Origin of the sequence: Clostridium sp. N3C, assembly GCF_900095445.1 — a bacterium.
In the GTDB taxonomy this organism is placed as follows: Bacteria; Bacillota; Clostridia; order Clostridiales; family Clostridiaceae; genus Clostridium_AU.
Genome location: NZ_FMJL01000041.1, coordinates 1 through 21,085, shown reverse-complemented (window position 1 = coordinate 21,085; position 21,085 = coordinate 1). Strand labels below are relative to the sequence as shown.

The following is a 21,085-nucleotide window of genomic DNA, read 5'->3' as shown; positions in this document are numbered from 1 at the left end:
AATTTTGAAAATTAACGCAAAAAAACCGTGCGAAGAGCACGGGAAATAAGCCCAAAGGCATTACTTACCCTCCCTCCGAAGGCAGTTTCTAACTCCAAATGCATAAGGTATCCTGGCTTACACTTCATCCTTGAGGTACCCTTCCCTGACAATATGTCAAGTGGTTATGTACCTTTCGTCCATGAATACAGTAGCGGGGGCTGTTGTGGATTCTCACCACATTCCCTTATTGCATTTTGAAATTCAATTGTAATTACTAGTCTATCATTATATATAGATTAATTCAAGAAGATTATTATTTTTTTAAGGCCTCCTCCTTTGCTCCACAGATAAAATTAATATACCTACCTAAGGTAAAGAAAAAATCTGACAACCTATTAATATACTTATAGCTTAAATTGTATATTTCTCTTCCAATATTTTCATTGAACCTAACAAATACTCTTTCCGTTCTTCTTACAACAGCCCTAATAAAATGACAATAAGCCGCTGCCTCTACTCCACCATAATAAATAAAGCTTGTAAGAGGAGGCATACTATCTGTCATCTTATCCATATTCTCCTCTAATAGTTTTATTTTATCTTCCCTAATATAAATCTGTGTAAAATTATAAGATACCTCTACACCTATTTCATAAAGATGGTATTGAATAGTTTTCAAAAGAGAATTAATATAATCTTTTTGCTCTGCAGATATATTATTAATCTTACTTCTTAATACTCCTATGGTAGCATTAATTTCATCAATAGATCCTTGAAGCTCCATAATATCATTACTTTTTAGGAGCTTTTCACCTAATATGTTTGTTGTACGTCCTTCATCACCTTGTTTAGTATATATCTTCATTCCTATTCTCCCTTTTCCTCCTTTATTATGTCAGTAAATCTTTTAACAAGCTGCGCTGTAACTCCCCATATAGTATATTGCTTATAACGATAAAAATACTGATTTAACGTGGTTGATGCAAATTTGTACTCCTTTCCTCCCCTAATCAAATGAAAGGGAAAGTCCTCCTGAAACTGAGGGCCAACTTTCACAGTATAACACTGAGGTTCATTTTCCATCAAATATTGCAAAGGAACATAAAAGATATGGTCTACCTCATCGCTGTTATAGCTATCTGGCTTCTTATTTAACTCTGCTACAAAGCAATGAATTTCACTACCATAAGGGCTTATAAAATAGTCCATTTCCCCTACAATGTTAAAGTCCTCCTCTTTCAAAAGTAATTCTTCCTCTAGTTCTCTTGCTGCTGCCTCTTTATAATTCTCTTCTTTTTCAACCTTTCCACCAGGAAAACAAATATCTCCTGGTTGCCTTCTAAGTTTTAAGGATCTTACTTCAAAAATTAAATTAGTCTTACCTTCTATTTCAATTAAAGGAATAACTACTGCACTTTTTTTATATTCCCTTATAGATTTTCCCTTCCTGTCTTTAAAAATACTGCTTACTTCTCTATTATTCAATATCAATCCACTCCTCCAAAAGAAATACTAAACTTTAGAGCTAAACTTTTTACATTTTATGTAAATTATTCTTCTAATTCTATTAAATTTTTCAATAAAAATATAATCATATCAATTTTATATGGTTGTTCATTCGACATATCAATGCTATACTATAGGTATGCGTTTTCAAAAGTTATACTATATATGAAATAAATAATTATATATTTATTATATATTAATATAAAAATTTATAGCTTATTATATCGTATATTAATATGAATTTATATTAGAGAGGTAGAATAGAATGAAAAAGATCAAATTTTCCTTATTACTTACATTAGCTCTTTCTATTACAACTTCCATTATGCCTGGAACGAAAGCTAAAGCAGCAGGAGAGCCACCTACTATACAGGGACTTGCTGCAGTAACCCTTGATTACGAAACCGGTGAAATAATTTATGCTAAGAACATAGATGATAAAATGTATCCCGCTAGCACAACTAAACTTATGACAGCCATACTTTTTGCAGAAAATAAGCAAAAAACTGACACTATAACCTATACTGAAGATGCTTATAAGCAACCGGCATACTCTTTACGATCAGAAATATACTTTAATCTTAAGGTTGGAGACACAATGTCCGCTGCAGATGTTATGAATGCAATGCTTTTATTCTCCGGTAACGATACCGCTTATATGGTAGCAGACGCTGTAGCTGGAGATGCTACTAGTTTTGTTAAAATGATGAATGATAAAGCTAAAGAATTAGGTATGACCAATACAAACTTTGTAACCGCCAATGGTCTTCATGATCCAAATCATTATTCAACAGCCTACGATTTAGCTATCTTAGGCACCGCTGCTTATAAAAATGAATGGGTTAGAGAATCTATTGGAACTAAAGAAGCAAAGATTACACTCCTATCAACAGGACAACCGGCTTATATCGAAAATAGAAACAAGCTTCTTGGTGTAGATGGTAATCTAGGAGGTAAAACTGGTTATACTAGCCCTGCTGGTAAATGCCTAGTTTCTATTTATGAAAGAGATGGCAGAAAGATAGTAGGTGTTGTTTTAAAAGCTCCTTACGATGAAAAAGACACTGCAGTTTTCAATGATATGAAAAAAATAATTGATTATAGCTATGGTGTTGAAAAATCTGTATTAAAAGAGAAAAACTCTGAACTAGGCACCGCTGAATTGCAATATAAGGTATTTAAATTCTTTGGCCCAACAAAAACTATTAAAGTTCCTTATATCATTAAAGATGATGTAACCTATTATGAAAATGATCTTAATAAAGAAGAAACAAAATTAAATGTTCAGCTTAACGATATAGATCCTTGGAAGCTTTCAACAGACAAATCTATTGGAAAATTATTAATTACTCAAAGGGATTCCCAACCAACAAGAAATGTTGATATTTACCCAACTATTTCTTCAGATGCTTTAATATCAGCTAACAAAGGCTTATATATAGGTGCTGCCGTTGCAGGCATAGCAATATTAGCGGTATTAATATTTATTATAGCTATTATTAAAAAGAGTGCTTCAAAAAGAAGAAGAAGAAATTATTTTTAAAAAAGAAGACAACTAGAAATCACTAAAAGTGATATTCTAGCTGTCTTTTTTATTTTCTTATAGGCCGTACTTTTCTAAAACCTCTTTAATAAACTGACCATTTTCATAGAAAAGTTCACCATCGGCATAGATCTTACCACCATTTCTCATATCACATATCATATCCCAATGTAAAGAAGATTTATTTTTACCTCCTGCCTCTGGGAAAGAATCTCCTATAGCCATATGGAAAGTACCACCAATTTTTTCATCAAATAAAATATTTCGTGTAAACTTCTTAATGCCATAGTTAGTTCCTATAGCAACTTCTCCAAAGTAGCTAGCGCCCTCATCTGTAGCTAGCAGTGATTTTAGAAGTTCCTCACCGCCTTTAGCTTCAGCCTTAACTACCTTTCCCTTCTTAACCTCAAGTCTTATACCCTCTACTGCCTGCCCCATATATATTGATGGGTAGGAGAAAGTTACGTAGCCTTCAACAGAATCTTCAATAGGTGACGTAAAGATTTCTCCATCAGGGAAGTTAACTCTACCATCACAGTTAATCCACTTTCTGCCCTCTATTCTAGCCTTAATATCTGTGCCTTCAGATACAAAGTGAATCTCCTTCTTTGAATTTAAGTACTTAATCCATCTATCCTGCTCTGCGCTTATTCTCTTCCATTCTGCCACAGGATCTTCTGCATCTAATAGTCCTGCACCATATACAAAGTCCTCATAATCGCTTAAACTCATGGACGCTTCCTGAGCCTCAGCATGTGTAGGGAACATTGTTCCACACCAACGTAAAGAGCCATTACCCATTCTTTCTGAATATACCTTTCTCCAGCTAGATGCTCCTTGTAAACTTGCCTTTAATTTCTCAGATGGAATATTAGTTGATGTTCTAGTATTTCTACCTCCCCAAGCAGTTAGCCAAACATCTGCTCTTTCTAAAACATTTTTCTTCATAAAGCTTTCTTCTTTTAATTGCTCTTCGCTAGCATATTTTAGTAATACTTCACCTACATCTTCAGAAGTAAGCTTATATTCCACATGTCCTCCAGCCTTAACCGCTTCTCTAGCCACTGCCTTCATCCATGGTAAAGCTACCTCGTCACATTCAATATAAACAAAATCTCCTGGTTTTACCCTGGCAGAGTAATTTACTAATAAAGCTGCCAGTTTATCTAATCTTGAATCTGACATTATATCCCTCTTTTCTTTTGCAATTTTTTATGTATAGTTTTATTATATATAATACAGTGACTTTTTAAAAGAAAGATATTATAAAAGAAATACTTTTTACAGCCATCATATATAAATTAAAAATAAACTGAGGTGAATTATGTTTCTCAATATCAATTTAGAAAGCAGCCAACCAATTTATAGACAAATTTATTCCCAGATAAAAGAAATGATACAGCAAGGTATGCTACCTGCAAATTCAAAGCTTCCCTCCACAAGAGAAATGGCTAGTCTTTTAAAAGTTAGCAGAAGCTCAGTGATTGCTGCCTATGAACTATTAGAAAGCAGAGGATATATCTTTACCGTAGGTGGAAAGGGTACCTTTGTTAAGTATCATGAAATAAGTAAAAAAGAGACCGTCTATATAAATTGGAGCAAAAATACAAATACTTTTGCTAAAACTGCAGAAAATCTTGATATTATGAAACAGGAGCAAATATATAAAAAAGGAATGATCTCCTTTAAATCTATAGCACCGGATGAAACACTTTTTGATATAGATGAATTAAAGCGTTCCTTTCTAAACTTAGTAGCTTTAGAAGAAGGTAAGATCTTTAATTATGGATACGCCAGAGGTTATAAACCTTTAATAGAAACACTGCTAGAATATATGACTAGCAAAGGAGTAGAAACTGAAGGAAAATCTATACTAATAACCAATGGTTTTACTGAAGCCTTTGATATAATTCTATCTACTATTACAGAAAATGGAGACACTATACTCTGTGAAAACCCAACCCACAACACTGCCATAAAAATAATGAGACTTCACGGCCTTAATTTACTTGGAGTGCCTATGACACTGGATGGCTTAGATTTGGATGCCCTAGAGAAGGCTGTAAACAATAATTACATAAAAGTCTCTTATCTAATTCCTTCCTACCACAACCCTACAGGTATAGTTATGCCCTTTGAAAAAAGAAAAGCAGTCTATGAAATTCTATCAAAGAAACAGATACCTATAATAGAAGATGGTTTTACTGAAGAACTGCAGCACCACGGCGGTCATATAGCTCCTATCTCTGCCATTAGTGGTAAAGGCAATTCTGTTATATACATAGGAAGCTTTTCTAAAATCCTGTCACCGGGCATGCGCCTAGGCTGGATTTTTGCCGATAGCTCTCTTATAGAAACCTTAGAAAGTGTAAAACGTAGTAGAAATATCCACACTTCCTTTGTGGATCAAGGAATACTATATCACTATATGAAAGGTCCAGGTTTCGATAAGTATATAAAACGGGTGAGAAATATATACAGAGAAAGATACGAAAAAACTAGAGAACTTTGTGAAAAGTACATTCCTAATGAATATATTGCCGGCAACGGAGGTTTGTATCTTTTTATTAAACTTAAAGGGATTGACTCTAGAAAATTACTCAATAGATGCATAAAAAAAGGTGTAATCTTTACCCCTGGAGATATTTTTCATACCGATGGCAGCGGACATGATACCTTAAGAATTGGTTTCTCAAGAACTTCTTTGGCGGATATTGAAAAAGGTATAAAAATTATTGGGGAAGAGGCCAAATTAGAGCTTAATGATATATAAAACATCAGGTATCTGACATGAAATTTCAAGTAACAGATTAGCTGCTACAAATTTCATATATCAGATACCTGAGTTTAGAATATATGTTTAAAGGATAATAGCAAAATAATTTTAAACTATCTAAAACAAGCCACCATTCCAACCCCAATTGCCAGGTGAATACTCCTGGAAAGTAACATAGGTATTGTTACCTGGTACAGCAATTTCTTCATTTAATAAATCACATACTTTAGCGGTGAACTTATCTTTAATATCTCTACTTGCACTACCAAGAAGCTTAACTTCTACAATAGCTCCCCTATACATCTTGTCTCCTCTAAAGTATAAGCTTTCACTATCTCTAAAGCTTACATAGAGCCATTGTTCAGATTTTCCAGGAAATATTTCTATAAGCTTTCCAAAGCTTTCTTTTAATCTTTTCTTTTCATCTTCAGTAAGTTTTTTTGAAGTAACACAATTAATATAAGGCAATTATATCACCCCTTAACTTATTTTTTCTATGTTTTTACCTTCTATTATATCCACTAACTGCCATAATTTATCTATAACATAATCTGGATTTTCTTTCAACAAGTCTTCCATAGAAAAACAAGAATAGGTTACAATACAAGTCTTACTTCCTGCATTCTTACCACATTTTACATCGTAAATGCTATCTCCAACCATTAAAGCTTCCTCTGGAGCAACCCCTAACCTTTCACAAGCTAGTAGTGCGGGCTCTCCATCAGGCTTATGTTTGTCTGTATCTTCAGGAGTAATAATTACATCCATTATATCATAAATCTTTATTAATTTTAAGCTTCTTTCTGTCATAACTTTCCTTTTAGAAGTTACTACCGCTAGTTTTATTCCTCTTTCTTTTAGAGCCTGTAGGGTTTCTATAGTCCCTTCATATTGCTCTGCTAATAGATCGTGATTCTCAGAATTGAATTGGTGAAAAGCATCTGCAAGTTTATCCACATTATCCGGATCCACACTAGATAAACTCTTTCTTAGCGGTTCTCCAAAAAATCTTACTATCTTATCATCTTCCATTTCCATATTCAATTGAGTTCTAAAGGTATATTTGAAAGATTCCAATATTAACTTATTAGTATTTATTAATGTCCCATCTAAATCAAATAAAACTGCTTTTATCATATTAATCCATCCTTCCCATAAAGTTTAGTATTTCCTCTACAAATCTGGAAGGCTTCACTTTTTCCTCATTTTTGCTTTCCATCACAATAAGATGAAGCCTTTGCTTCGCCCTAGTTAGAGCTACATACATTAACCTTCTCTCTTCCTCTAATTCTTCAATCTCTCCTTGCTCATAGCTTTCTATACTAGAGCGAGTAGGCATTATATTTTCAATTAAGTCTATCAAAAATACATTTTCAAATTCTAGCCCCTTGGAAGAATGCATAGTAGAAAGAGTTAAATAGCTCTTGCCCTTCTTTAGTTTAGATTCTTCCAATACTTTCTCTAGCTCTTCTAATCTTACCAAAAAAGCTGCAAAACTACTACATCTAACTGCTAAAGATTTTAGGTTTGATAATATTACTTTTAAGCTTTCATAACTGTAACCAATATTAGCACAATTATCCTTCAAATATTTTGTGTAACCTAAATCTTTTTCTACATAGTCAATAAAATCTACCGGTGATTTTAACTTTAAAAAAGCAAAAATTTTTCTTAGCCTTGCCATAGCACCTCTTTGATTACTGGATAAGTCCACCAAAGATTCTGCTAGGTCAAAAAGATCCTTGTCTCCTTTATCTTTACTACTTAAAAGCTGAAAGGTTTCTTTAGATATAAAGCTATTTATTCTATAATAAATTCTACTAAAAGCCTCTATATCCCTATTATCTAAGGTAAACATTATAAAACTACGAATATCCTGTAGAATAAAATGTTTAAAGAAAAATTTGTTATAGTCTCTTATATAAAAAGATACTCCTCTTCTGCTTAGTTCGTCTGCTAATTTTATTGCTGACATATTATTTCTATAAAGGATAGCACTTTCCTTGTTAGTGGCAGAGGCAAGCTCCTTAATAATATAATCCACCTCTTGAAGCTCATCTTTCACCTTTACTAGATTAACCCTCGGCCCAGAAGGATTGGCGGTTTTCATTTCCTTATTAAATCTTACACTATTGCTCTTAATAAATCTGTTTGCCAAAGCTACAATTTCAGGGGTAGACCTAAAATTTTGATCAATAAAGTACTTTTTAGTATCTTTATACATAGAGTCAAACTCCAGCAAAAACTTTGGATAAGCTCCTCTAAAACTATAAATACTTTGATCATCGTCTGCCACAATAAATACATTGTTCTTTGGGTTTGCAATAAGTTCTATAAGTTTATGCTGTATTTTAGAAGTATCTTGTCCTTCATCAATTTGAATATATTCATAGATACTTCGATATCTTTGCAACAACTCCTCATCCTCTTGTAATATATCATAGGCCAAGGTAAGCATATCATCATAATCTATATAGTTATTGCTTTTCTTAATTTTTTCATAGTCATTATATATTTCTGTGAAATATTTTATATCCACAGAATGACTAAATTCTTCAAGTTCATCTTCCTTAAGCATCATGTTTTTAACATAACCTATAGAATTAATCAAGTCCTCTAAGGCGTCATCATCTATATTTTCTCCATTGTACTCCCTAAAAAGCTCTCTAAGAATATCTCTCTTACTTCCACCTTCCTCAATTATCTTATAGCTTATTTTATTCATTATAGAATATTTTCGAATTAGCTCATAACAAAAGGAATGTATAGTGGAAAAGTTAGCTCCTATAGAAGTAATTTTACTAAAAAAGTTATAGTATCTGTTTCGCATATCTAGCGCAGAGGCTCTACTAAAGGTTATAGATAAGATAGATGCGGGATTAACCTTATGATTTATGATTAAATTAGCGGTTCTGGCTAGCAAAACTGTGGTCTTACCTGCGCCAGGCACTGCTAATACAATGGCTGGTCCATCCTTATGTAGTACCGCAGCCTTTTGCTTTTCTGTAAGCCTAATACCACAATTATAGCTTAATATATCTAAAAATCTATTTTCCTGAGCCTTATAATCTACCGTTTTATGATTATCTTTATGGCTTTTAGCAGGAGCTATAGTCTTGTTAACATTCTTTTTTGAATACTCTAGCGCCATCTGCTCAAGCAATTGCAGAGCCGCTCTCTGGCAGTATTCTGCACTATCATTTTCAGCAACATTTTTTATAAGAGAATAATATTTTTTTGGTACTGTAAGCTTTGTTAAAGCCTTTAAGGTATACTGTCTAACCTGTCCATGACTATCGCTCAAATTTTCTATTAAAAAAGGTATAGCCTTATTACAACTTTCCTTATATCTTAGGGCTAGTTTACCAATGGCTGAGGCAGCAAGTCTTTTATCATTGGCTTTTCCTTTAGTAAGGTACATTATCAAGTATTTAATTGCTTCCTCTCTACCGCTTTCCCCTAACTCATAAGGGGACATATCCATCAGCTTTTTCATGCTAACTCCTTTTGATTAAGTTTATTTATAATATTCAAGTTAAGTTTTAGATCTATTCTTATACTTCATGTCTACCATTATAAATTTTACTCCTAGGTTAGTCAAACACATATATTGGCTACCTTGCTGTTATACTTACCACTTATAAATAATTTAATCATTTCTTATAAAAAATAAATTGAACATGGTTAATTAAAGTAATTGCCATTCTAAAAAAAATCATATATACTAAAATTGTATAACAAAATTGTACTACAATTTTGTTATACAATTTTGTATCTTTTATGTATTTATTCCATTCTTTCGAATTTCTAGCGTAAAGGAGATTTATGTATGCAAAAATTAAAAGAATTTTTATTAATTAATATTGGTATCTTATTAGTGGCTTTACCAATTTACTACATTTCTGTCCCCCATGGTTTAGTTACCGGTGGTGTAAGCGGCTTGTCAATAGTAATAAACTCTCTTTTTCCATCTATATCCGTTGGAACCTTAATGATTGTTTTAAATATTATACTTTTCATCATCGGTTTCATATTTATTGGATTCAATTTTGGCGCAAAGACTATATACTCTAGCTTGGCCCTATCAGGAATAATATGGGTTTTAGAAAGAATCCATCCCCTTTCTGGACCATTAACAGATGATATACTAATAGAACTTATAATGGCTGCTATATTATACGCTTTTGGACTAGCCATTGTATTTATGCAAGACGCTTCCACTGGCGGTACCGATATAATCGCCAAAATTCTAATCAAATATTTCGATATAGATATGGGCAAATCCATGCTATATGCTGATCTATTAATAGTTCTATTCTCCTTTTTTACCTTTGGTATAAAAATGGCTATGTATGGCATTCTAGGAATCATATTAAACAGCTTTTTGATAGATTATGTAATGCAAAGCTTTCAAGACACTAAAGAAATAGTTATTATAAGCTCCAAAAGTAAAGACATCACTAACTATATAGTAAACACCTTAGATCGTGGCGCTACTATCTACACCGCCAAAGGAGCCTTTACTAACAATGAAAAGGAAGTAATTCGAACTGTATTGAATAGAAAAGAATATGTTAAATTAAAAAAGTATATACAACTATTGGACAAGAATGCTTTTATAACAGTAAATACTGTACACGCTACCTTTGGGGAAGGCTTTATTAGATTATAATCTCATGCTACTCTTTATTTTTATTCACATTTATTGTATAATTATTTGTAATCTGCCACTTTATCATGCTAAATTAAGCAGGAGGTTAACTTATGGATGAACAAACACGTCCTTCTATGGAGCAGCTTGTATATAACAAGCTTAAAGATTCTATACTTCACCGACAATTAGCTCCAGGGACACAGTTAGTAGAAAGTACTATATCAGAACGGCTACAAGTTAGCCGAACTCCTATAAGAAACGCTATAAAAAAACTTGCCTCCGAAGGTCTAATTAATATAATTGCTAATAGAGGGGCTTTCGTAATTCAGCCTTCCTTAGATGAAATTACCCAGGCCTATGAAGCAAGAATAGAGCTAGAATGTGTTGCTGCTAAATTAAGCATAGAAAGAATCAGAAAAGAGGATATATCCACTCTAAGACTACTGGTGGATGATGAACGTAAAGCCTTTAAAGAAAAGGACATGGATAAATTTATTAGAGCAAACGAAAACTTTCACATGACTTTAGTTAAAAAGTCTAATAATAAATTTCTAATAGAATTTATGCAAAAGTTAGTTAATCAAATAAATGTATATCTCAAGCTTTTCGATACCTTTTACAAGGTTAACTTTGAAGAACACGATAGCATAAAGGAACATTTACACATAATAGATCTAATAGAAAAGAAGGACTACGAACAATTGGACAAGTCCCTTCGACAGCATATAAGTCATAGCTTCGAAGATTTAGAAATCAATACAAACTCTTATAAAAAGCTAAAGGATATATTTTAGCAATATACCCCTTTAGCTTTTATTTTTTAAATTCTCCATATTTACTTGCAGCTTTCCAGGTTTTCTTATATAAAGAACTTTCTCTATTGTTAGGTTCTAATTTTCTCATTTCTTCTCTTACTAGAGCCCTAGCTATAGTTTTATACTTTCTTATGTCCTCAGGATAAACCTCTTTTCCCAACATATTTTTAGTTATTAATTCACTAGTCTTTTTATTAACAGCTCTATCAAATCTATTCACAAAACCATCTCCAATATATATTTTTTAACTAAAAATATTATTGGCTATATTGTTATAAATTATCCCTTTACTACTAATAAAGCTTAGGTGAAATTATTTTTCTATATTACTATAAAGTTTATCCAACACATCCTGAATAATCCAGTCTGGTGTAGATGCTCCAGCGGTAACCCCTACTTTTTTAACCTTTTCATCCTCCATTATCCACTGTGGAATTTCATTGCTATTATCAATAAAATATGTATTCTCACAATTCTTTTTACAAATTTCATAGAGTTTAGTAGTGTTGGAACTAGTTTTACTTCCTACTACCAACATAACATCTACTTTTTTTGAAGTTTCCTCTGCACTTGTTTGTCTTTCCTTAGTGGCACTGCATATAGTGTTAAAAGTAACAACCTCTTTGCATTGCTTAGTAATCGCTTCCTTTACTTTTTCCAGATTAGAAAGCTTCTCTGTAGTTTGCGCAACAATGCAAACCTTATCTGCAAGTTTTTCTACTTCACTACCGTCCCTTGTAATAACTGCTGTATTATCGCACCATCCATTACTACCTATAACCTCCGGATGCTTTTCATCTCCTACTATAACAATCTGATAGCCTAAGTCATAATATTTCTTTACATTCTTATGAATGGCTGTAACAAAAGGACAAGTAGCATCTATCACTTGGGCCCCGGTGTCTTGTATCTTCTTCATAAGCTGTGGAGCTACTCCATGGGATCGAATCACAATTGTATCTCCATTACCAACTTTTTGCAAATCATCCTCATTAACTACATATATTCCTTCTTCACTAAGCTTATCAATAACATTTTTATTGTGAACCAAAGGACCAAAGGTATAGATATTTTCCTTAGAGTCTTTTTTTGCATCCATGGATGTATCCACCGCTCTTTTTACTCCAAAACAAAAGCCTGCATTTTCGGCCAGTATAACTTCTTTAAACATAGAGCTTTTCACCACCTATAAATACTAACATATACCTCTTAATTATATACATTAAAGTGTAAAACACGCAACTGCCTTAACTACCACATGTCAAGTAGACTATCAATTTAATAAATATTACACATAACTATACTTTAATTTTCTTGCTATAAAAAATACCTCCAAGTAGATAATCTAATTTTAATTAGACTGTCTACTTTGGAAGTATCATATCATTATAATCTGATTTTTGATATCTATCATTAGTGTTTTGAATAAAACTCCAATACCTTTGTAAACTTTACTTCTATAGGAACCTCTTCAGCCTTTGGCATTCTTGTAAGAGTACCAGTAAAAGAGTTAATATCCTTTTCCATATAGTCTACACTAATTAGAGAATTGGTGAAATTATCAGCATAAGCTGTTATCTTTCTTGACTTTTCTCTCAAAGAGATTACATCGCCTACATTAACCTTATAGGAAGGTATATCAACCTTACTACCATTTACAAGAATATGACCGTGATTAACCATCTGTCTTGCTTCTCTTAAGGTTGAACCAAAGCCTAGTCTATATACTACGTTGTCTAATCTTCTTTCAAGGCTTTGAACTAATAAATCCTCAGACTTCCCCTTTGCCTTTAGGGCCTGATGAACACATTTGCTAAATTGCTTTTCCAAAACTCCATAATAAGCCTTTAACTTCTGCTTTTCTAAAAGTTGCTCTCCGTATTCAGAAAGTTTATGATGTTCTTTTACCCCTCTCTTAAGAGCCTTAGGGTGATTAAATACATTTACTCCAAGATGTCTTGCTAATTTGAATCTTGGTCCCATATACCTTGCCATATTATTCCTCCTAATATTTGAGCCTTTTTATGCTCCTTTATCTTGCGGTAATAATTTGGCGCCAGTCAGCCGTAAGGTTATGGTAACACAAAAATTCAAATTTGTAAATGATAATATTTATCAACTAAAAAACATTCTACTTTATCTTATCTATTAATTCATCAATAGACATATTATCTAAATCAAATTGGGATATATCCTTTTCCTTTTCTACTGCAGACTTTATAGCCACAGCCTTTTTGGTATCTCCTAAAACAATGGCTCCAACTATTTTATTATCCTTAATAAATAGTCTCTTATAATTAATATCATCTTCCTTATCCTCTATCATTGAATTAGTACAGTTATTTTCATCCACATTACCAATGGAAAATAAAGATATGTTAAAGGCATTTAGCATTGTTGAAGGAGTTACTCCAGTATATTTAGTTTCCTTTCCTGCAATATTATAACCGGCTACAGTTCCCTGCTCTACAGCTACTGTCCAAATACCTCCTAATCTGCCATTAAACTCCGCCACATCTCCAGCAGCATAGATACCCTTCTCACTAGTTTCCATATATTCATTAACCACTGCACCCATGTTAGTTTTTATGGAACTATTCTTAAAGAAATCGATATTAGCTCTCACTCCTACAGAATAAATTACAGTATCGCAAGGGAAATATTCTCCAGAATCTAAAGTAAAACCTTCGACCTTATCGTTACCTTCAATACTTTTTACTTGCTTGTTAATAAGTAGCTTAATACCTAACTTCTCAATGGCCTTTTGTAAAATACTAGATGCTCTTTCATCTAACTGTCTAGGCATAATCCTTGGCATTGCTTCTGCTATAATTACTTCTTTACCATTTTGATGCAATATCCATGCAGTTTCTAACCCTTGAATTCCTCCACCTATATTTAATATAGTTTTCTTTTCCTTAATATAAGCGTTTAGCTTTTCTACATCATCCAATTTACGTATAGTATACACTCCCGTTTTATCTATCCCCTTAATAGGTGGCTTAAAGTTGTGAGATCCACTAGCTAAAAGCAGCTTATCAAAATTAAACTTACTTCCGTCTTCTAAAGTTATTTCCTTCTTATCAGTATCTATTGAACTTACTGCCTTCCCCATATGAATATTAACATTATTTTCAACATACCAGTCTATCTTTCTTAGTAAAATCTTATCCTCTACAGTATTATCAAACAAACCCTTGGTTAATCTCAACCTATAATAGGGATAAAATCTTTCACTACCGAATAGATATATTTCTGCTTTTTCATTAATTTCTCTTATGGACTTGATAGCACTAACTGCGGCAACTCCGCCTCCCACAATTATTATTCTCTCAGCCATTTTTACACACCACCATTCAATATATTAACTTTTGCCTTCTAAAAGGTACACTTATATTATAGGATAATGACTTTTAATTGTTAAGCCTGTAACCATAATATAATTTTATCCAAGTCAAGAAGCCAATGATACCTTTTTCTGTGAAAGTACCGGCAGCTTTTCTTCCTCCTTATAAGGCTTAACCAAAAGGTATACCGAAAGTAGGGCAGAAAGTAAATCAGAAAGAGGATAAGCCATCCAGGCTCCTAGGGTTCCGAAAGCTTGAACAAGAGTTATAATTAAAGGTATAAAAACTACTATATCCTTAAATATTGATAGTAAAAATCCTCTTCTAGCCTGACCTATAGCTTGATAGTAATATATCAAAACATAATATACTCCTGTTAACGGTACCAAAGATATACAAATTCTAAAGGCTTGAACCGCATTACCTAATATTTCTTCATCCTTTAAAAAGAAACCTAAAATGTTCCTTGTAAATATACCCATAAGCATAGCCAATACTACTGAACTTATTATAACCATCTTTATAGTGGTATAAACTGTTTCTTTAACTTTATCTAATTTTCCTGCACCGTAATTATAGGCTGCAATAGGTTGCATAGCAGAGCTTATTCCAATAATTATTATAAACATAAACATAGAAACTTTTGTTACTGATCCAATAATAGTAATAGCATTATCTCCACCGGAAGAATAAAGAAGATTATTTAATATAACCGTCCCTATTGCATCGGAAATTTCAACGATAAAGGTTGAAAAACCTATGGCTAAAATACTCTTAATTATATTTTGATTATAGCCATGAACTATTGATATAAGGCATAGCTTAATATTGTAATACCTAATCACTTCTCTAAAGTGATAGAAAGCAAAGGCAGAAACTGTAACTTGAGATAGTACCGTTGAAATAGCGGCACCCTTAATACCTATTTGTAATTTAACTACTAATATATAATCCAATATAATATTAACCAAAACACCAAGGGCATTGGCATAAAGATTTATTTTTGTATTGCCAAAGGATGTCATAACATAACAGATTACCATACCTAAACATTGAAAAATACCAGACAATAAAACTATTGAGCTATAGTCTTCCGTTAGAGAGTAGGTAAGATCACTTGCCCCTAATTTATATAAGATAGGACTTCTAAAAATAAATATAATGAAGGGTACTATTATCATCGAAATAATAGAAATGATAAAAGAATTCACTATAGTTTTATTAATTTCAGAAGAATTTTTTTCCCCTAAATTTCTTGAAATATTCGTTGAAGTACCAATAGCTATTAAAAGCCCAATAGCAGACAAGAGTTTTTGAATGGGAAAGGCTATGGTAAGAGCTGCTATTGCATTTGCCCCTATATATCTTCCAACAAAGACCGTATCCACCATACCATAAATCTCTACCACCAACAGGGAAATAACCGCCGGCACTGCAAATCTTAAAAGTAGCCTACTTGTATTTTCTTTTGAAAAAATGTTGCTACTGTTGCCCATATTCTTCACCTCCTACTAGACAAATATGGGTAGTCTTAAATCCCTTAAAAACAAAGATTATTATACTTTTATTATATAAATCAGCGGTTATTATTTCATTGACTATTAAGCTCAATAAAAGGTATACTTGTGCTCATTAGCCTTATAAGCAAAAAAAGAAAAAGTACAAAATGTACCTATTTCATTGGTGCTTTTGTACCTTTTCTATTAAAATCAATATAGCGCCATAGCCTTCTATCTCCGCTTGTATATTTACAACGGCGCTTTTTTTGAAATATTTAAATTCAATTTCAGGAAAAGATGCCTTGTGTAAAATCTCCTTTTCCTCTTTACTCAATCTATTAGGTTTACCCATTTGTAGCCAATAATTAAAGGAAGAACCCTCATTTTCATTTATTTCATAACTTGTAACCTTAATATCAGACTGTATATTAGTTATATTTAAGGATAGCTTCTTTGATGGAACACTCTTTAAAGCTCTTAAATTTGAATACTCCTTTAAAGGTATTAAGCTATCTAAATTATCATAAAAGTTGTAAAGGAGAATTTGAAATCCATAATCACTTTTTGTAACAATATACCCATTATCTTGAGCCACCAAACGATCCCCCAGCTTATTTAGCAAATAATAAGCGTAATAAGAGGGCTTCTTTATTCCCATATCATTAACTAGGCCTGGATACCCAAAAAACACTTCATTAGTTATATTTACTTGCTTATCTAAAACATCAAAGGCCTTCAAAAACTGCAAGGAATTATTATTAAATATAAGGTTATGAATAATATAAGGAATCATGTATGCAGTATCATATATAGGGTTAGTTTCTGCTATGTCGTTATAACTTCCTATATTGATTGTATCAGTATCATAATAACTTTCTATTAATTCATTAATTCTTTTTCTTAGATTTTCAGAAACGGAGTTGCTATATTCAAACCTAAAGTTCCAAAAATCCACTGACTCTAGCTCACTAAAATAGCTTAAAAAGGATTGAAAGGCTTCAAGGAAATTATCATCAGAAAAGCCAGTAGAATCAATTACTATGAGGGGCTTAATATCAAGATCATATAAAAACTCTAACACTTCCTTATTTCTATTCCAATTAAAGAAAGTAGAACCTGGGAAAATAGCCATATCGGTACTAAATACCTTTAGTATTCTTCCATACTGAAAGCCGATCTCCCCTTGTAATTCTTCTAAGGCATCTTTATTGTCTTCAATTAAAAGATCAAAGGCTTCTCCAATGGTAATTACATTTTTAAACTCTTTATTAAAACTACCAATATCATTGTCTACATCTATATTTATCTTAATTAACCTATCTTCGTAGTTAAACCTATCATAACTTTGCAAGTAACTCAATAGATAATTAATACTTTCCTTTAATTCTAAGTTTTTTACCTTTTTTACCTTTTCAAGCTCTTCATCCTCTACCATATACCGCTTTCTAAACTGCAGAGGTGTGCAATTATAAAAACGCTTGAAATTTTTATTATAGTACCTTATATGAGAAAAACCTACTTCCTCTGAAATTTCCGATATGGTTTTATCGCTATCTAAAAGAAGCTTTATAGACTCCTCCACCCTAGTCAAGTTCAGCAATTCCGTAAAGCTATAGCCTGTAGCATATTTGATTTCATGGGATAAATACCGCGGACTTAAAAACTCTTTTTCCGCAATATCCTTTAAAGTTATATTATGATTGTAATTATTAGTAATGTATTTAGATATGCTATGATATCTTCTAAATAGATTTATATCCTCCTTTAGCTCCTCCTTTTCATAAACAAGATAATTAAAATTGTTTATAAGGTGATAAAGGAGCTCTACTAAAATATCCCTTATGTTCTCATCATAATCCTCTTGCCTTTGAACCTTTTCGCACAAAATAGCTGCAAGCAAGGCTCTTAACTCTTCGTATTCCTCTTTAGCTTGAGCATTCTCAGTAGAAGAGTCAGTATAAAAATACATATTCTCTATATCAGAATAGTATCTTTCAAAAAAATATGGATCAATATAAAAGATTAATACCTTATTCTCTTCCCCATTACTTTTCAAATGATGAACCTCATCCATATTGATAATTTCAATCTCTCCAGCAGAAACTTCGTACTTAATTGAATTTATATAAACCTGAAGTTTCCCTTCTAATACATAAATAATCTCTATAGCATTATGCCAATGAATAGGATAATCCTCCACACTAACAAAGGAAATGTCAACGGGAACCCCTACATCGTAATTTATATACTCTCTTCTCAAAGCAATCCCTCCTTTCTTATTAAAACCATTTGCTTATTTTTTTATGGCTGCTGATTATTCTTAGATATATTATATCATTTATAGAAATTATATTATCTATAGATACTTCTATCTTATTAACTGAATCTGTTTTATAACCAAAAAATAATTATATACCGAAGCATAAAAAAGTTTTCAAAAATAGACATGGAGTGGGATAAAAAAACCCACTCCAATTATTATACCGCAACACTAATTGTGTAGCTAATAGTACGCTGGCAGCTACAGTTACAAAACTTCAATTATAAAAAAAGTAATAATGATTAATATCCTGCTAAGCGTTCCTTAGATTTGCAATTATCGTCACATATCTTCCAAAGCTTATCCATACCTTTTGCTTCAAATTCCTTATTAATTCTAGTCTTAACTGGGCAAAAATCATTACAACAAACATCGCTTTTTCTATTTTTATCTTTTACTAACTCTCTTAATGATTTTTCCCTTACATTTCCAACTCTGTTTTCAGGAGTAAAAGCTGACGTATAGCATTCTCTAATCTCACCAGTAACATCTATACATGGTCCATAATGCCATGCCATACATCTAGGAGTATCAACCATAAGTGTCTCTCTTTTAGCTGTAAAATTAAATATTTTTTTCCTTATTTCTTTATACTCTTTTACTTCAAACATATTTTCAATATTATTCAATGCATTTCCAACAAGTGATGGTAATTTACAAATATACTGTGCATTAACACTATCTGCAAATTCTTTTAAATTACTTAACTCATCTATATTATTTTTCATTATAACTGAGCTAAATGCAAAACGTGTTACTCTCTCATCATGATCACCAACATTTTTTCCAAATCCAGTTTTAACAATTCTTTATATTGCAGTTCTGTATTTTTTATATGCCCCTTTCACTCCTACAACATATTCATACTTTTGCTCATCTAAACTTTCAAGTTTTATAATTAAACTTACATCATTATCATATAAAGATTTTAGCAATGATTCCCCATCCATTTTATGTATTTTTTTACACAAATCATCGTCTCCAAAGATAACTGCATTTGAAACCACTACCATAACCATATTATTATTTTTAGCGTGTTTTGCCATTTCCACTAGATTTTTATCCATAGTCGGTTCTCCATCTCCGCATAAAACTACAGTCTTAGCACCAAGTTCTTTTGCATCTGAAATTATTTTCTTTTGCTCATCTAAGCTTAGTTCATTTTGCAATGGCTTCTTATCTATTCCTGCATAACAATATATACAACGCAAATTACACATATTAGAACAACTAATACTAACGCCTAAAATTTTAGGCTCGTCTACTTTCGTATTATAATTTTCCCAAAATTTAACTAATCCCTCCTTTTTGAAATCATCTAAACCTCTCAATCTCAATACACCCATAATTTACCTCCTAAATTATTAATAATATATTCATAATCAATTAGAAAACTATGCTTCTAATTAATTATTTCTAGATCCATGGATTTACTCAAAGATAAAATAGGCAAACTTACCAATATAATAGATAAACCTGAAATTAAAAAAATATACTTTAATACAAAATCCCCAATATACCCAAATACAACATAAGATACTGGCATAATAAATGTTGCAATCATAAAAATAGTTGAAAAAACTCTTCCTAAGTATTTTTCATCTGCAACTATTTGCACATAAGAAAAGAAAAGTGTATTAAATGCACTAAGAAATAATCCAAATAAAAAGATGGATACTAATATTAAATATCTATTAGCGAATATTGATATCATACTTAAGGCTAAACCAGAAAAAGCAAGGGCATAAAATAATTTTTCAAGATTAGGCTTAATTGATGACCAAAAGGTAAATAAAATTGTTATAACTATACCTCCAGCCGCTTCTGCCATTAATATATATGAATAAAAATCACCATCTAGTTTTAAGTCATTATTAATAAATAAAGGTAATAAAATATTATATGATGCTATAAAAATATTTACTATACTGGAAACTGCTATAACTTTAAATATAATTTTTTGCTTGCTTAAATAACTAAAACCTTCTTTTATATTTTTGAAAACCCCTTCACTTTTCATATCTTTTGAATCATCCTCAAAATAATCAATAAATATTTCAGAAATTGCAGATATAATATAAGTAATTCCATTAAAAATAAACATACCTGGAATTCCAATTATGCTAATACCTACTAAAACCGATGCTAATGCTGGACCAATAAACTTTGTAAGTTCTGCTAAGTTGTTACTAATAGAATTAACCTGAACCATATACTCTTTTTTTGCAATCTTAGGTAATATTGATTTTACTGCTGGCTTGAAAAGAGATGCGCAAGATCCCATAAGAAAATTAATTAATATTAATAAATAAACATTTATATAATTATTAAAAGCCATAATCCCTATTAATATTGATAAAATCCCACTTATAAAATCAGTTATAATCATAATATACTTCTTATTATATCTATCAGACAACGCTCCACTTAAGGGACTGATTAATGCAACTGCAAAGGTTGACGCTCCTAATACAAAACCAACATATCTAGCAGAGCTTGTTTCACTAATTAACCACCACGTCATTACTATATCGAATATAACATTTCCAATTCTAGAAACAAAATTACCACATACAAATAATGCAATATTCTTATTCCACCATAATTTTAGATTTTTCATAATTTAACTCCCCTAAAATTTTA

At 31.8% G+C, this 21,085-nt stretch carries 19 protein-coding genes and 1 riboswitch; of the genes, 4 read left to right on the top strand and 15 right to left on the bottom strand.

Going from position 1 to position 21,085, the window contains the following annotated elements; translation table 11 throughout:
• Positions 1-82: 82 nt before the first annotated feature.
• Positions 83-264, bottom strand: a riboswitch (cobalamin riboswitch).
• A gap of 31 nt (positions 265-295) precedes the next feature.
• Together N3C_RS11000 and N3C_RS10995 are read right to left on the bottom strand one after the other, a co-directional pair.
• Positions 296-847, bottom strand: a complete 552-nt coding sequence (locus N3C_RS11000) for a cob(I)yrinic acid a,c-diamide adenosyltransferase (RefSeq protein WP_074366080.1) — start codon at positions 845-847, stop codon at positions 296-298.
• Between the two features lie 2 nt (positions 848-849).
• Positions 850-1,473: an NUDIX hydrolase gene (locus N3C_RS10995; protein WP_306345596.1), complete on the bottom strand. Its 624-nt coding sequence runs from the start codon at positions 1,471-1,473 to the stop codon at positions 850-852.
• 280 nt (positions 1,474-1,753) lie between these two features.
• Between N3C_RS10995 and N3C_RS10990 the strand changes: the two genes are divergently transcribed.
• Positions 1,754-3,031: a D-alanyl-D-alanine carboxypeptidase family protein gene (locus N3C_RS10990; RefSeq protein WP_074366079.1), complete on the top strand. Its 1,278-nt coding sequence runs from the start codon at positions 1,754-1,756 to the stop codon at positions 3,029-3,031.
• Between the two features lie 57 nt (positions 3,032-3,088).
• Here N3C_RS10990 and N3C_RS10985 read toward each other — a convergent pair whose 3' ends face one another.
• Positions 3,089-4,216 carry an aminopeptidase gene (locus N3C_RS10985; RefSeq protein ID WP_074366078.1) on the bottom strand — a complete coding sequence of 376 codons (1,128 nt, stop codon included), beginning with the start codon at positions 4,214-4,216 and terminating at the stop codon, positions 3,089-3,091.
• A gap of 139 nt (positions 4,217-4,355) precedes the next feature.
• On the opposite strand from N3C_RS10985, the gene N3C_RS10980 reads away from it, so the two are divergent.
• Positions 4,356-5,804 carry an aminotransferase-like domain-containing protein gene (locus N3C_RS10980; protein WP_074366077.1) on the top strand — a complete coding sequence of 483 codons (1,449 nt, stop codon included), beginning with the start codon at positions 4,356-4,358 and terminating at the stop codon, positions 5,802-5,804.
• A gap of 120 nt (positions 5,805-5,924) precedes the next feature.
• Here N3C_RS10980 and N3C_RS10975 read toward each other — a convergent pair whose 3' ends face one another.
• Genes N3C_RS10975 through N3C_RS10965 form a run of 3 tightly spaced genes read right to left on the bottom strand, consistent with a single transcriptional unit; the run spans position 5,925 to position 9,303 of the window.
• Positions 5,925-6,275: a phenylpyruvate tautomerase MIF-related protein gene (locus N3C_RS10975; protein ID WP_074366076.1), complete on the bottom strand. Its 351-nt coding sequence runs from the start codon at positions 6,273-6,275 to the stop codon at positions 5,925-5,927.
• Positions 6,276-6,287: 12 nt separating this feature from the next.
• Positions 6,288-6,944: a pyrophosphatase PpaX gene (gene ppaX / locus N3C_RS10970; RefSeq protein WP_074366075.1), complete on the bottom strand. Its 657-nt coding sequence runs from the start codon at positions 6,942-6,944 to the stop codon at positions 6,288-6,290.
• 1 nt (position 6,945) lies between these two features.
• Positions 6,946-9,303: a UvrD-helicase domain-containing protein gene (locus N3C_RS10965; RefSeq protein ID WP_083604528.1), complete on the bottom strand. Its 2,358-nt coding sequence runs from the start codon at positions 9,301-9,303 to the stop codon at positions 6,946-6,948.
• 333 nt (positions 9,304-9,636) lie between these two features.
• On the opposite strand from N3C_RS10965, the gene N3C_RS10955 reads away from it, so the two are divergent.
• A complete protein-coding gene (locus tag N3C_RS10955; RefSeq protein ID WP_074366074.1) occupies positions 9,637-10,479 on the top strand; it encodes a YitT family protein in 843 nt (280 codons plus the stop codon).
• A 92-nt stretch (positions 10,480-10,571) separates the two neighbouring features.
• Positions 10,572-11,255, top strand: coding sequence for a GntR family transcriptional regulator (locus tag N3C_RS10950; RefSeq protein ID WP_074366073.1), 684 nt, complete (start codon positions 10,572-10,574; stop codon positions 11,253-11,255).
• Between the two features lie 19 nt (positions 11,256-11,274).
• Here N3C_RS10950 and N3C_RS10945 read toward each other — a convergent pair whose 3' ends face one another.
• From N3C_RS10945 to N3C_RS10905, 9 genes are all read right to left on the bottom strand, one after another.
• Positions 11,275-11,496 carry a hypothetical protein gene (locus N3C_RS10945; RefSeq protein ID WP_074366072.1) on the bottom strand — a complete coding sequence of 74 codons (222 nt, stop codon included), beginning with the start codon at positions 11,494-11,496 and terminating at the stop codon, positions 11,275-11,277.
• Positions 11,497-11,589: 93 nt separating this feature from the next.
• Positions 11,590-12,447, bottom strand: coding sequence for a 4-hydroxy-3-methylbut-2-enyl diphosphate reductase (ispH, locus tag N3C_RS10940; RefSeq protein WP_074366071.1), 858 nt, complete (start codon positions 12,445-12,447; stop codon positions 11,590-11,592).
• A 242-nt stretch (positions 12,448-12,689) separates the two neighbouring features.
• Entirely contained in the window at positions 12,690-13,271 is a 582-nt protein-coding gene (gene rpsD, locus N3C_RS10935) for a 30S ribosomal protein S4 (RefSeq protein WP_074366070.1), read from the bottom strand.
• Positions 13,272-13,407: 136 nt separating this feature from the next.
• Positions 13,408-14,616: an NAD(P)/FAD-dependent oxidoreductase gene (locus N3C_RS10930; protein WP_074366069.1), complete on the bottom strand. Its 1,209-nt coding sequence runs from the start codon at positions 14,614-14,616 to the stop codon at positions 13,408-13,410.
• A 114-nt stretch (positions 14,617-14,730) separates the two neighbouring features.
• Positions 14,731-16,119, bottom strand: coding sequence for an MATE family efflux transporter (locus N3C_RS10925; RefSeq protein ID WP_074366068.1), 1,389 nt, complete (start codon positions 16,117-16,119; stop codon positions 14,731-14,733).
• Between the two features lie 181 nt (positions 16,120-16,300).
• Positions 16,301-18,382, bottom strand: a complete 2,082-nt coding sequence (locus N3C_RS10920) for a helix-turn-helix domain-containing protein (protein WP_074366067.1) — start codon at positions 18,380-18,382, stop codon at positions 16,301-16,303.
• A gap of 302 nt (positions 18,383-18,684) precedes the next feature.
• Entirely contained in the window at positions 18,685-19,170 is a 486-nt protein-coding gene (locus tag N3C_RS10915) for a hypothetical protein (protein WP_074366066.1), read from the bottom strand.
• An 81-nt stretch (positions 19,171-19,251) separates the two neighbouring features.
• A complete protein-coding gene (locus tag N3C_RS10910) occupies positions 19,252-19,788 on the bottom strand; it encodes a radical SAM protein (protein ID WP_074366065.1) in 537 nt (178 codons plus the stop codon).
• Positions 19,789-19,844: 56 nt separating this feature from the next.
• Entirely contained in the window at positions 19,845-21,062 is a 1,218-nt protein-coding gene (locus N3C_RS10905) for an MFS transporter (protein WP_074366064.1), read from the bottom strand.
• Positions 21,063-21,085 lie beyond the last annotated feature (23 nt).